Genomic DNA, 14,364 nt, shown 5'->3' with positions numbered 1-14,364 from the left:
TGTTTTAACCCTTCGCCCCTCAAAGGCGACTTGATTAATATACCACATCAGCCTATTCGATTGCAAGAACTTTTTTTTAATTTCTTTCGTTCTTTCGTTCGACCGCCGAAGCGACAAGGAGTAATATAACAAATCTAAAAACAGATTGCAAGCTTTTATTTTTTATTTCTTAATAATAAAGAAAACCCCCTGTATCAGGGGGTTAACATTACTCTCTATGACTTTTAAATATGACCAATAACATCTTGAATGAATAGGCTTCTTTCTAATGTTAAATTTACGATTGTTCCATTAACATTAATCCAAGGTCTGGTAGGATGCGAGCGATCGGAGAAAATAATCTCACCTACACGGTTATCGCTTAGTTTTACGATTGTTCCATTACTTATTTGTGTGGACTTGTTCATAAATACTTGAACCAGGGTTGGGTCTACTTTACCGAATGATTCTGTGAAGAGCTGCTCGAGTACAACATACGGCGATAAAGCCGTTTTATAGTAACGCTCATTGGTCATGGCGTTATAAATATCAGCAATCGCTACTATTTTGGCATACATGTGAATCTTGTCACCTTTAACTCCTAAAGGATAACCCGATCCATCCTCACGTTCATGATGCTGAACGGCTGTTAATTTGACACCTTCGTTAATACCGGAAATATTTTTAAGAATCTGATACCCAATCAGCGTGTGCTGTTTAATCTCATCCATTTCAGATGCTGTTAGGGAACTCTTCTTCTCAAGAATGGCAGGATCAACTTTGGATACACCAATGTCATGTAAGAGACCAGCTAACGCTATTTGCATCAGATCTTTCTGAGGAAGACCATGCCATCTAGCTAATGAATAAGCGGTTAAGCTCACTTGAATACTTTTGTGATAAATGTAATCTTGCAAACTGCGATTTTTCGGTGTGAAGGTAAGTACTTTATAGGCATCAATATGTTGAATGAGTGCTTCAAGACCGTTTCGAAGATCTAAAATGGGAAGCGGTTGTCCACCATTAGCGAGATAAAAGACCCGTTTGAGCAGCTTCAACATATTCTGGTATTCCAAATAAAAGGGATGAACGGTTGCAACTTCATTCGGTTTCGTTTCTTCACTCGTGGCTTCGGATTCCATACCATTCTTAGACTCAATAAAGACAGATGAAATGAGAAATGCTTTTAGAATCTCAATCTCTCTTTCACTAATGACTTTTCCTTTATTGAAAAGTACATTTCCCAATTTCGTTATTACGTTATCGCCTAATCTTTCACCATATTTTAATTGAGAAACGGCTACTGTCGGCACAATCATTCACTCACCTTAATTTTTCTTATACTTCTTATTGTAAAGTAAAAGGGATGGGTTTGTAAGCCCCATCCCGACATTTTATTCTTCTGTATCTGTTATTTCTGTTTCTTCCCAGTCGCCGTCTTCCTCATTCTCGCTTTGCTCTTCATTTTTCTGCACGCGAGCTAAGGTTCCAACTTCATCGTCTTCACGAATATTGATTAAACGTACACCCTGCGTGTTACGACCCATCATAGAAATCCCGTCCATACTTGTACGAATAACAGTACCCGATGCTGTAATAATCATAAGATCCTCATCATTTTGCACCACTTTAAGACCGACAATAGGGCCGTTCTTATCTGTGACGTTCAAGGTCTTTATCCCTTTACCACCGCGTGACTGGATCCGATATTCAGCAACAGGCGTTCTCTTACCAAAACCTTTGGTCGTTACAATGAGTACACTATTATCTTCATGGACAACGTCCATATCAATAACCGTATCATCTGGATCCAGGTGTATCCCTTTTACCCCAGTAGCAGACCTACCCATGGATCGAACATCTTGTTCTGGGAAGTGGATGGACATCCCGAGCTTGGTTCCCATAATAATGCCTTGGTTACCGTCAGTCAGTTTAACGCCAATGAGATCATCATCTTCCCGTAAATTAATGGCGATTAAGCCGCCTTTACGAATGTTTGAATAATCGTCAATCGGAGTTTTCTTCACAACACCTTGCTTCGTTGCAAAGAATAAGTACTGCTCTGTTTCGAAGCTTTCTACCGGAATCACCGCGTTAATCGTCTCACCTTGCTCGATCTGGATTAAGTTAATGATTGGTGTTCCACGAGCCGTCCGGCTCAAATCCGGAATCTCATAAGCTTTCAGACGGTATACTTTACCTTTATTCGTAAAGAACATCAAATAATGATGCGTATTCGTCACGAATAAATGTTCGACGAAATCATTGTCCTTGGTATCCATTCCGACAATGCCACGTCCTCCACGCTTCTGGTTCCGATACGTCGTAACCGGAAGACGCTTAATGTAACCCGTATGCGTAATCGTGATAACGACATCTTCACGCGGGATGAGGTCTTCATCTTCGATGCTTTCCTCACCAACCGTAATTTCGGAACGTCGCTCGTCACCGAATTTCTCTTTAATTTCATTCAATTCTTCGCTAATGATGGCTAGAATCAGATTCTCATCAGCAAGAATCGCTTTAAGCTCAGCGATTTTCTTCATAAGTTCGGCATATTCAGCTTCGATCTTCTCACGTTCTAAGCCAGTTAAACGCTGTAAACGCATGTCGAGAATAGCTTGAGCTTGATCGAGGCTCAAATTAAATGTTGTCATGAGCCCTTCTCTAGCTTCATCCGTTGTACGGGAAGCACGAATCAAGGCAATAACTTGGTCCAAGTGATCAAGTGCGATGCGTAAGCCTTCCAAAATGTGAGCGCGCGCTTCCGCTTTGCGCAGATCATACTCTGTTCTACGGCGAATGACTTCTTGCTGATGCTTGAGATAATAATGCAGCATCTCGCGAAGATTTAGAACCCTTGGTTCGCCGTTGACGAGTGCAAGCATAATAATACCGAAGTTCGATTGCATCGCCGTATGTTTAAATAAGTTATTCAGAACAACGTGAGGATTGACGTCGCGACGAAGCTCGATGACAACTCGCATACCGTTGCGGTCGGACTCATCTCGAAGATCCGTGATACCATCAATCTTTTTCTCACGAACAAGCTCTGCTATTTTTTCAACTAATCTAGCTTTATTTACTTGATAAGGCAGCTCATTAACAATGATTCTAGCTTTATTATTGTTTTCTTCAATAACAGTTCTAGCACGCATCGTAACTGAACCTCTGCCTGTTTGATAGGCTTGTCTAATCCCCTCACGGCCTAGGATAAAGCCAGCTGTTGGGAAATCCGGTCCTTTGATAGCTTGCATCAATTCAAGAGGTGTAATATCCGGATTTTCAATCATCATTTGGATACCTTCGATAACCTCACGAAGGTTATGAGGAGGAATGTTCGTAGCCATCCCTACCGCAATCCCGGAGCTTCCGTTCACAAGTAAGTTGGGAAAACGAGAAGGCATAACAACCGGTTCATTTTCTTCGCCATCATAATTTGGTTTATAGTCAATTGTCTCTTTGTTAATATCACGAAGAAGCTCCATCGCGATCTTCGACAAGCGAGCTTCGGTATAACGCATGGCCGCTGCCATATCACCGTCGATCGATCCAAAGTTACCATGACCATCTACCAGCATATAGCGAAGTGAGAAATCTTGCGCCATTCGAACCATCGTCTCATATACCGCAGTGTCTCCGTGCGGATGGTACTTACCGATGACTTCACCGACGATTCTCGCCGATTTCTTATGTGGTTTATCTGGAGACATGCCTAGTTCAGACATCGCAAACAAGATACGACGATGAACAGGCTTCAGACCGTCTCTTACATCTGGCAGTGCACGACTGACAATGATACTCATCGCATAGTCTAAGAAAGATGTACGCATTTCGGTAGAAATGTCAATTTCTTTAACTTGCGAATGTAATTCTTCGCTCATGAATGTTCCTCCTGAAAGCTTACATCGTTAGCAACGTCTAGGACGTTTAGATATCTAGATTTTTCACGTACTTCGCATGTTCCTCGATGAAATCTCTTCTAGGTTCTACGTTATCTCCCATCAATGAATCAAAGAGCGTATCTGCTTCAATCGCATCTTCGATCGTTACTTGAAGGAATGTACGGCTTTCTGGATCCATCGTCGTTTCCCACAATTGTTCTGGATTCATCTCACCAAGTCCTTTGTAACGCTGCACATTGACTTTGGCGCCTTCACCGAACTCCTGCATGATGGCTTCTCTTTGCTTTTCGTTATACGCATAGCGAACCGTTTTATTTCTTTCAAGTTTGAAAAGTGGAGGTTGTGCAATATACACATAACCGGTTTCGATTAATTTTTTCATGTACCTGTAGAAGAAAGTAAGCAGAAGCGTACGAATATGCGCTCCGTCAACGTCAGCATCGGTCATGATAATAATTTTGTGATAACGTGCCTTAGTGATATCGAAATCGTCACTGATCCCTGTGCCAAAGGCTGTAATCATCGCACGAATTTCTGTATTGGATAGAATTCGATCCAATCTAGCTTTCTCTACATTCAAAATTTTTCCGCGAAGTGGAAGAATCGCTTGGAAGTGACGATCACGTCCTTGCTTAGCTGATCCGCCTGCAGAGTCACCTTCTACGATGTAAATCTCACTGATAGAAGCATCCTTGGATGAGCAATCTGCTAGTTTACCTGGCAGCGCGCTTACTTCCAATGCGCTTTTACGACGAGTTAATTCTCTGGCTTTACGCGCAGCTTCTCTTGCTCTTGCCGCTTGAATCCCTTTTTCGAGAATCTTCTTCGCAACCGAGGGGTTCTCTTCCATAAATGTTTGCAGCTTCTCGGCAAATAGAGATTCTACAATACCACGGACTTCACTATTTCCTAGTTTGGTCTTCGTTTGACCCTCAAATTGAGGCTCTGGAATTTTCACGGAAATAATGGCTGCAAGACCTTCGCGCACATCATCCCCCGATAGGTTGGAGTCACTTTCTTTCAACGAATTACTTTTGCGGGCATAGTCATTCAAGATCCGCGTTAGCGCACTTTTAAAACCGGACTCGTGAGTACCACCCTCATGTGTATTGATGTTATTCGCGAAGGAGTAAATGTTTTCAGTATAGCTATCGTTGTACTGAAGGGCAATCTCGATGGAAATATTATCCTTGGAGCCTTCCACATAGATTGGCATTTCATTGACGACTTCACGGTTACGGTTCAAATGCTGAACGAAGGAAACAATCCCACCCTCGTACCTATGTGTATTGACCGTATCCGTACGCTCATCAATTAAGTTAATTTCGAGCCCTTTATTCAAGAAAGCTAGCTCACGAATTCTGGATTGAAGCGTATCGTAATCATATTCAACTGTTTCTTTGAATATCTCCGGATCTGGTTGGAACGTAACTTGTGTACCTGTCTCCTCGGTTTCGCCAATGACTTTCACATCATACTGAGGCGTACCGCGGCGATATTCTTGTTGATGAATTTTGCCTTTATACTTAACTTGAACCGTTAGCAGCTCAGACAGAGCATTTACGACGGAAATACCTACTCCATGCAGACCGCCTGAAACTTTATAACCGGAATCGTCTCCACCGAACTTACCGCCGGCATGAAGAACCGTGAGAACGACTTCTAACGTCGGTCTCTTTAACTTTGCATTTTCACCTACAGGGATTCCACGGCCATTATCAATAACGGTCACACTATTATTCTTATGAACGATAACATCAATTTTCGTACAGAAGCCGGCCAAAGCCTCATCGATACTGTTATCGACAACTTCCCATACGAGATGATGAAGTCCACGGGCACTGGTTGAACCAATGTACATACCCGGACGTTTACGAACGGCCTCTAGACCTTCCAGAACCTGAATCTGACTTTCATCATACGAGTTTTGATTCACAGACATGTTAATCTCACCTGCTTTTTTATATTAAAAAAAGGTTAATTCGTTAACAATTGATGCGCTCTTTTCTTGAGCGTGGTAGAGGAAATTGGAGAATAATACACTTTACTCTTCGTAACAACGAGTGATTTGCAATCTTCTTCGCCGATTTGCTCTGTTTTTTTATCTTTTAATGCTTGCTGTATGAATTGTTTCGATATTTTGGAAGATTTCTCTATCGAGATATCGAAAATAGCAATCAGTTCGGATGCCCTAATAATTTTCTCTCCACCCAAATGAATAAACATGCTCCTCAGCTCCTGCCGCTTACATTTCCTTTCAAAACATGAAACACGGAAGCATGATCCAGTTGATCCAAATGGACACTCTCTAGACCTGTTGTTGTAATAAAAGTTTGGACTTTCTGCTGAAACGTTCGGATCAGTTGTGTCTGTCTATACTCATCAAGCTCGGATAGCACATCATCCAGCAATAATAGGGGATACTCGCCAACTTCCTCATGAATAAGCTCTATTTCTGCAAGCTTAAGTGATAACGCTGTTGTTCGCTGCTGACCCTGTGATCCATACGTTTGGACTTCTTTCTCGTTGATGTAAAAAAGAAGATCGTCACGATGAGGGCCCACTAGCGTAACACCTCTTCGGAATTCCTGATCTCTAACCAATGATAACTTTATCATAAATTGGTCTAATAAAACAGATTCATCTTCAAACGGTGTCATGTCAAAAGAGGGGGAATAGCGAATAAGAAGCTCCTCACTATCATTCGTAATCCCTCTATGGATCGTTTCTGCCCATTGTTGTAGCTTCTTAATAAAGCTTTGACGTTTTTTCATAATTTTAACACCATACTGTGCTAATTGTTCATTCCAAATGTCTAACATCGCGTCTGGCGCGGTTTTTCCTGGGAAAGATTGCTTTAAATAATTGTTCCGCTGCACCAATATTTTCTGGTATTGCGATAAATCATGTAAATAAGAGGGTTGTACTTGACCAATCTCCATATCGAGGAAACGCCTTCTAATACCAGGAGTTCCTTTGACGATCTCTAAATCTTCCGGAGCAAACATGACCACATTCAAAGCACCTATAAAGTTACTAAGCTTCTTTTGTTCAAGGCCATTGATTTTCGCTTTTTTACCTTTGGTCGAAATGGAGAGATCTAGTTTACAGCTGCCATATCGCTTCTGAATTTCCGCATGCAGCTGCGTCTGCTCACCGTTCCAGCCAATTAATTCTTTATCCTGATGGGTGCGATGTGATTTCGTCATGGCCATTACATAGATTGATTCCAACAAATTTGTTTTGCCCTGGGCGTTAGGCCCCACGAATATATTCACATTGCTATCCGTTGTTAGCTCAATCTGGTCGTAATTTCTGTAATGACTGAGTACGAGTCTGTTCAAAAACATGGGTGGCCATCCTCCTGGGCTAATCCGATCAGGAGCTAACGACTTCGAATTGTCCGAAACCCTCCACGGTTACCACATCTTGCGGCACGAGTTTCCGGCCTCTACGATTTTCTGCTTGTCCGTTCACTTCAATTTTTGTATCCACAACAAAAAATTTGGCTTGTCCACCTGTGGATATACAGTCCGATAATTTTAGAAACTGTCCAAGTGTAATATAGTCCGTATTTATAGGGATCTGTTTCATATAGCGCACTCCTTAATTCGTTGTTCGATACGGCAAAATAAGCTGCAGAATGTTTGTGGAATCTTGAGGTTTCATGATGATTGGCTGCATAGCTCCAGTAAATCCGATGTGTATGAACTCGGAATCAAGAACTTTAAGCGCATCGAGCATATATTTGGAGTTAAAAGAGATTTTGAGTAACTCACCAGCAATATGCTGCAGGTTAATTTGCTCCGTTACTTTTCCAAGCTCGGAAGAACTTGAAGAAATCTCAATCGTCTGGTCTTCAAGCATCATCATTTTCACAATGTTCGTCTTATCTTCTCTGGAAAGTAAGTAAGCACGATCGATGGCTTCAGCCAATTCTTTGGTTGGTACGACCATTTCGGTTTGAAAAGATTGCGGAATCAGCTTAGATGTATCCGGGTAAGTTCCGTCTAAAATGCGAGAATAGAACAAAATCGAATGAATTTTGAATAAAACCTGGTTGTCTGAAATAACTATATCTATAAGGGAGTTTTGATCAGGCAAAATTTTGCTTAATTCGTTGAGAGTTCGGCCTGCGATAACAATGTTTGGAAGTTGATGGGCATTATCATTATCAACCGTTACTTCTCTGCTAGCTAGTCGATGGCGATCACAAGCAATAAATTTCAGTTTATCGCCTGAGATGTTCCAGAGCACACCCGTAAGAATAGGCGTCGATTCATTCGTTGATACGGCATAAGAAGTTTGCTTAATCATCGTTTTCAGTAAATCGCTGGGCAAACGAAGCATTTTACTTTCTTCGATTTCGGGAAGCAGCGGATATTCATCGGGATCGAGCCCCATGATTTGAATCTCAGAAGAACCTGAACGAATAATTGTTTGAAAATTATTTCTTACTTCGATTTCGATTAATTGTGCAGGTAGTTTACGAATAATTTCAACGAAGAATTTGGCTGGAAGAACGACACTACCGGCTTGAAATAGTTCAATAATTTTAATCTTGTCATTTTCACTAGGGGTAAAGCTTTGAATGGAAATATCCGTATCGCTTGCTGTAAGGGTTACACCGCTTAAGGTTGCATCTATTTTGATCCCTGTAAGGATAGGTATGGTTGTACGAGAGGATATGGCTTTGGAAACGTGACCAATGGATTCAATTAGATGGTCTTTTAGGATGGTTAATTTCATGATTTCACTCCTGTGGTTCTTTTTTTCATTGCGTTAGCATAATCATTATATAATAACATTCTTTATTAGTAATAGCAGTAGGGGCTCTGGATATGTGGATATGTGGATGAACCTTATATAAATCAAGCCTATCCACATGTGCATAGATTGTGCATAGGCTTACCCAAAATTAAATGTTATCAAGAGGGGTTCTTGATGCGTTCTGTCAGATTATGAACGATCTTGTAAAGATCCTGATCTACTTTTAATTGTTGTGATATTTTATCATGGGCATGGATAACCGTTGTATGGTCACGACCACCAAAATTATCTCCGATTTTCGGCAAAGAGAAGTCCGTTAGCTCACGTGCCAGGTACATCGCGACCTGTCTAGGGAATGCGACGGCTTTTGTTCGTTTACGGGCTTTAAAATCCTCCAGCTTTAAACCATAGAATTCTCCAACCCGCTGCTGAATATCCTGTATCGTGATTACCCGTGGTCGATTCGATGGAATAATATCTTTCAATGCCTCGGCTGTTAGATGCACGCTAATATCCTGATTAATAAGGGATGAGTAGGCAACAACTCGAATCAAAGCACCTTCAAGCTCACGAATATTCGTATCGATTTGGTTCGCGATATAGATCATCGCTTCATTCGGAATCTCCAGATTCTCTGCTTTCGCTTTCTTGCGGAGAATGGCTATGCGTGTTTCTAAATCAGGGGGCTGAATGTCTGTAATTAATCCCCACTCAAATCTCGAACGTAACCGATCTTCCAGGGTTGGAATTTCTTTAGGCGGCCGGTCACTAGAGATAATAATTTGTTTGCCTTCTTCATGAAGCGCATTAAATGTATGGAAAAACTCCTCCTGCGTACCTTCTTTACCAGCGAGGAATTGAATATCATCAATTAACAATACATCGATCGTTCTATATTTATTACGAAATCCTTCGCCGCGGTTATCACGGACCGCATTAATAAATTCATTCGTGAACTTTTCTGATGAAATATATAAAACACGTGCCCCAGGGTTATGTTCTAACACATAGTGACCGATGGCATGCATTAAATGTGTCTTACCTAAACCAACTCCTCCATATAGAAAGAGGGGATTATAAGCTTTAGCAGGTGCCTCGGCAACAGCTAAGGATGCAGCATGAGCGAATCGATTGCCGGATCCAATAACAAACGTATCAAAGGTATACCTAGCATTCATCATATTCGTAAAATTTTCTTCACCTGTAACGATCGCAGGACCTTTAGGAGGGAAAACAGTTGGTTGAACCGCTGTTGACTGAGATTTCTGCTCTTCCGTTTCAATGATGAATTTCACAGAAACCTGTTTACCCGTAAAGTCATAAATGGTTCCTTCAATTAGCTTGGTATAGCGGCTTTCGAGCCATTCCTGAGCAAAATTGTTGGGCGCACAAATAACGACAGTTGAATCATTGAATACTGTCGCTTTGGTTGATTTAAGCCAAGTGTCGAAACTTGGTTTACTGAGCTTAGTTTGAATAATTGTTAAAATTTGCTGCCATAAGTCCGTAGAATGGCCTTCCACAGTAATTCACTCCTTTGAAATCAAACATGTGGCATAAGGCCAGTAAAGATATGTTCGGTTTATAAAGCTTTATTGTAAAATCTCGAATATAAGCAATTCACATTAAACGTTCGGCTTAATCGAAATCTGTATATAGTTTGTGCGGTTAACAACGAAAAGAACCTTTATGTCTGATGCGGTCAAGAAAGGACGATTTTTGTCGATTTTATCCACATTATTAAGGATCGGCTGAAATGACTTATTCTTGTAGAGGGAAAATTGTGCACATTGTTATCCACAGGTTGTTGATAAGTCGGAGAGTTAGTGGTGTCTATCCACAACAGAAACATTATCATCTTATCAAAAGATTACTTGTTAATCAACGGATTGTTTGATATTATCCACATTTACAACAAGTTGTGCATAGATTTTGTTCACAACACAAGATATTGTTGATATTATGTTAATTTTCGACAAGCTTCTCTGTGGAGAGGTGAAATTTTATACACAGGTTGTTCTTTTTTTATATTTATGGAGAAAATGTCTTCTTCACCTGTACACTCGGGTATGTTGACTTTCTGCTGTAGAAATGATTTAATGAGTAGTAGAAATTTTGTAGGATGGATATCCTCAGGTAGGGAGGTGCTATAGATGGGTCCGACGTTTAACCCGAATACGAGAAAGCGTAAGAAGAATCATGGTTTCCGTAAAAGAATGAGCACGAAGAACGGTCGTAAAGTTCTGCAAGCTCGTCGTCTTAAAGGAAGAAAAATTCTTAGCGCGTAAAAAATGGAGCTCCGGAAGGGGCTTTTTTTTTTGCATTTTGAGGGATTGGTTTATATGGGGATAATTCTGTTAAAACTATATAAGCTAACTAATATTGTAGTGAACCTAATTTAATCACGGAGTCATCTGTCTGGAGCGTACATAATCGTGGAGAAAATATATAGATTAGCTAAAAGAGAAGACTTCAATAAGGTATATCGATATGGGAAGTCGATGGCGAATCATCAATTCGTACTATATTATTTACCCCAACCTAAATTGGAACAATTTCGCCTTGGGGTGTCTGTGAGTAAAAAGGTAGGCAATGCTGTTGTTCGAAACCGGCTCAGACGAATGATGAAGGAAATTATCCGGTTGAAAAAAGAGAATATGACGCCACATTATGACTACATCTTATTGGCTAGAAAACCAGTGACTGAAATGGACTATGCCGAGATGGAGAAAAGTATCTGGCATGTCATTCGCAAAGCTTCTTTATTAAAAAGAAATGATGTCATTAAAAAGTAACGTAATATTTCCTTGCAAGCTGAAGATGTGTTATAGTTTATGATGGAAAAGATATTTAGGAGGATCTCATTTTGACTCGTCGAATTTATATGCTAGCTTCACTCTCAGCGTTGATCTTATTACTGTCCGGATGTAGTCCGTCAAGTTCAGCTATGGCACCTATTGATCCGAATACCGCAAGTTTTTTCGTTAAATATTTTGTGTACCCGCTTTCGATGACGCTGGACTGGTTCGCTGATCATTTATGGGGTCAATACGGATTATCCATCATGGTCGTTACCTTGATCATTCGTTTAATTATTTTGCCGCTTACACTTAAGCAGTATAAAAGTTCCAAACGGATGCAGGATCTACAGCCAGAGATGAAGAAGCTCAAAGAAAAGTATAAAGATGATGCGAAGAAACAGCAGGAAGAAACAATGAAGCTGTTTCAACAAAATGGTGTGAATCCATTAGCAGGATGTTTCCCAATCATTGTTCAAATGCCAATTCTAATTGCTCTTTATCAAGCGATTATGCGTAATGATCACATCCGTGAACATACTTTCCTATGGATGAATCTTGGACAACCGGATCACCTGTACATTCTTCCGCTGATTGCCGCGGCAACGACATTCGTTCAACAAATGTTTATGTCTTCCCAAATGAATCAACAAATGAAAAGCTTATTATATATTTTCCCAGTTATGATTTTCGTGATGTCCATGAATTTCGCAGCTGCGCTTCCGCTTTACTGGATTTACGGTAACATCTTCACAATCATTCAGTCTTACTTTATTTATGGTTCTCCTGCATCACAAAAGGCGGCGCAAAAAAATAAGGGTGGCCTGTCCAAATGAAAAAAATTGTGGTGACTGGAAAGACTATTGAGCTAGCTGTTAAATCCGGTTTATCTCAATGGCAAGTTTCCGAGGATCGTGTAAACATTCATATTTTGGAGCAACCCTCTCGAGGGTGGTTCGGATTTATTGGTACCAAAGAAGCTAAAGTAGAGCTTGAATTGATTCCAGATCCACTTGAGGAAGCCATTGCTTTCTTACAAGATATGTTCGCAGCGATGCAGATTTCCATCACCATAGATACGCGTAAAGATCGTGAAGGCTATATCTTGAATATGAGTGGCTCTGAATTAGGTATTCTGATCGGTAAAAGAGGACAAACACTGGATGCTTTGCAATATTTGGTGAATATCGTTGCAAACCGGTATGCGAATTCTCATTTTCGTATTATCTTAGATGCGGAAAATTTCAGAGATAGACGTAAGAAAACGTTGGAGGAGCTCGCAGTTAGGCTTGCCAATCGTGTGATTAAGTCTAAAAAAGAAGTGATTCTTGAACCCATGAATTCTCAGGAACGAAAGATTATTCATGCTGAATTACAGGGACATCCAGTTGTAAAAACATACAGTAAAGGCGAAGAACCGAACCGTCGGGTGGTTATCGCTGTCAAATAATGCTACCGCAATGACTTTGATCATGTCATTGCTTTTTCTTTAAGATGAGGTAAATTCGAGGTGTAAATACTATGTTAAATGATACGATTGCTGCTATTTCTACACCGCTTGGTGAGGGTGGGATAGCGGTTATTCGTGTGAGCGGAGACGAAGCTGTTCCACTCGTGGAACGTATTTTTCGCTCTAAAACGAAATTATCTGTTGCTGAGACGCATACGGTACATTATGGATTCATAATAGAACCTGCTTCTGCCCAAAAGGTAGAGGAGGTTCTAGTTACGTTAATGAAAGCTCCACGTTCATTTACGATGGAAGATGTCGTGGAGGTCAGCTGCCACGGGGGCATTGTATCTGTGAAGAAGGTACTCGATCTATTGCTGCAGCAGGGAGTTCGGTTAGCTGAACCCGGTGAGTTCACGAAGCGAGCATTCTTAAATGGTCGGATTGATCTGACCCAGGCTGAAGCGGTGATCGATTTAATCCGGGCCAAATCGGATAGAGCTTTCAAGGTAGCTTTGAAGCAAGTAGAAGGAAATCTGTCGAAGCAAATCAAGCATTTACGCTATATATTAGTGGAATTGATGGCTCACGTTGAAGTGAATATTGATTATCCTGAGCATGACGTAGAAGAGATGACGAACACTTTCATAAAGAGCAAGTGTGATACGGTAATGCTTGAAATTGACCGTCTTTTGGTAACCGCCGAGCAAGGGAAGATATTGCGAGAAGGTATTGAAACGGCCATTGTCGGGAAGCCAAATGTCGGCAAATCATCGCTTCTCAATGAATTAGCACAGGAGAATCGTGCAATTGTAACGGATATTCCAGGAACAACAAGGGATGTTATTGAGGAATTCGTGAATATTGGTGGTATTCCTTTGAAGCTGCTTGATACTGCGGGCATAAGGGAAACGTCAGATCTCGTTGAACAAATCGGAGTTGAGCGTTCGAAGACTGCTTTAGCAGAAGCAGATCTTATTTTGTTAGTGCTGAATAGTAATGAAGAGCTTGAATTCGATGAAATCGCACTGATGAAACAATTAGCGGATAAGCAAACGATTGTCATTTTAAATAAGACGGATTTAACTAGAAAGCTGAATGTCGAACAGGTTCTGAGTTATTTTCCACAGGAACGTATTGTTGAGTTATCACTGATTGAGAATAAAGGTATTGAAGATTTAGAAAAAGCGATCGCGGCAATTTTCTTTGAGGGTAAACTAGAATCAAGTGATTTGACGTATGTTAGTAATGTTCGACATATTTCACTATTGAAGCAAGCTAAACGTTCGTTACAAGATGCACTTGATGCTAATGAACAATATGTACCTATCGATATGATACAAATTGATATTCGAGCAGCTTGGGAGCAGCTTGGAGAGATTATTGGCGATTCCGTAGGAGAATCATTGATTGATCAAATATTTACACAATTTTGCCTAGGAAAATGAAAACGATAGCATTT

Annotated in this window: 13 protein-coding genes; 5 read left to right on the top strand and 8 right to left on the bottom strand. The window is 40.7% G+C overall.

Going from position 1 to position 14,364, the window contains the following annotated elements:
- Positions 1–224: 224 nt before the first annotated feature.
- The 8 genes from GC102_RS16575 to dnaA form a co-directional block, all read right to left on the bottom strand.
- Positions 225–1,292: an HD-GYP domain-containing protein gene (locus tag GC102_RS16575; RefSeq protein WP_171690532.1), complete on the bottom strand. Its 1,068-nt coding sequence runs from the start codon at positions 1,290–1,292 to the stop codon at positions 225–227.
- 81 nt (positions 1,293–1,373) lie between these two features.
- A complete protein-coding gene (gene gyrA / locus GC102_RS16570; protein WP_171690528.1) occupies positions 1,374–3,863 on the bottom strand; it encodes a DNA gyrase subunit A in 2,490 nt (829 codons plus the stop codon).
- Between the two features lie 46 nt (positions 3,864–3,909).
- Positions 3,910–5,826, bottom strand: coding sequence for a DNA topoisomerase (ATP-hydrolyzing) subunit B (gene gyrB / locus GC102_RS16565; protein WP_171690527.1), 1,917 nt, complete (start codon positions 5,824–5,826; stop codon positions 3,910–3,912).
- 35 nt (positions 5,827–5,861) lie between these two features.
- Positions 5,862–6,110, bottom strand: coding sequence for an extracellular matrix regulator RemB (remB, locus tag GC102_RS16560; protein ID WP_047683999.1), 249 nt, complete (start codon positions 6,108–6,110; stop codon positions 5,862–5,864).
- A gap of 5 nt (positions 6,111–6,115) precedes the next feature.
- A complete protein-coding gene (gene recF, locus GC102_RS16555; protein ID WP_171690526.1) occupies positions 6,116–7,234 on the bottom strand; it encodes a DNA replication/repair protein RecF in 1,119 nt (372 codons plus the stop codon).
- Positions 7,235–7,262: 28 nt separating this feature from the next.
- A complete protein-coding gene (gene yaaA, locus GC102_RS16550; protein WP_047684005.1) occupies positions 7,263–7,478 on the bottom strand; it encodes a S4 domain-containing protein YaaA in 216 nt (71 codons plus the stop codon).
- Positions 7,479–7,490: 12 nt separating this feature from the next.
- Entirely contained in the window at positions 7,491–8,633 is a 1,143-nt protein-coding gene (gene dnaN, locus GC102_RS16545) for a DNA polymerase III subunit beta (protein WP_060645524.1), read from the bottom strand.
- A 179-nt stretch (positions 8,634–8,812) separates the two neighbouring features.
- Entirely contained in the window at positions 8,813–10,177 is a 1,365-nt protein-coding gene (gene dnaA, locus GC102_RS16540) for a chromosomal replication initiator protein DnaA (RefSeq protein ID WP_171644229.1), read from the bottom strand.
- Positions 10,178–10,807: 630 nt separating this feature from the next.
- On the opposite strand from dnaA, the gene rpmH reads away from it, so the two are divergent.
- The 5 genes from rpmH (at position 10,808) to mnmE (ending at position 14,350) form a co-directional block, all read left to right on the top strand.
- Positions 10,808–10,942, top strand: coding sequence for a 50S ribosomal protein L34 (gene rpmH, locus GC102_RS16535; RefSeq protein ID WP_029196162.1), 135 nt, complete (start codon positions 10,808–10,810; stop codon positions 10,940–10,942).
- Positions 10,943–11,089: 147 nt separating this feature from the next.
- Positions 11,090–11,449, top strand: coding sequence for a ribonuclease P protein component (rnpA, locus tag GC102_RS16530; RefSeq protein ID WP_171644228.1), 360 nt, complete (start codon positions 11,090–11,092; stop codon positions 11,447–11,449).
- 71 nt (positions 11,450–11,520) lie between these two features.
- Complete coding sequence (gene yidC / locus GC102_RS16525) at positions 11,521–12,288, top strand: membrane protein insertase YidC (RefSeq protein WP_376769379.1); 768 nt, start codon at positions 11,521–11,523, stop codon at positions 12,286–12,288.
- Entirely contained in the window at positions 12,285–12,902 is a 618-nt protein-coding gene (gene jag / locus GC102_RS16520; RefSeq protein ID WP_171690525.1) for an RNA-binding cell elongation regulator Jag/EloR, read from the top strand. Before yidC ends, jag begins: the two co-directional genes overlap by 4 nt.
- Positions 12,903–12,973: 71 nt before the next feature.
- Positions 12,974–14,350, top strand: coding sequence for a tRNA uridine-5-carboxymethylaminomethyl(34) synthesis GTPase MnmE (mnmE, locus tag GC102_RS16515; RefSeq protein WP_171690524.1), 1,377 nt, complete (start codon positions 12,974–12,976; stop codon positions 14,348–14,350).
- The last annotated feature ends 14 nt before the right edge of the window (positions 14,351–14,364 follow it).

The organism is Paenibacillus germinis (assembly GCF_013141785.1).
Classification (GTDB): domain Bacteria; phylum Bacillota; class Bacilli; order Paenibacillales; family NBRC-103111; genus Paenibacillus_E; species Paenibacillus_E phytorum.
Note: the sequence above shows the minus strand (reverse complement) of the source record. Positions and strands in the feature narration are given on the sequence as shown.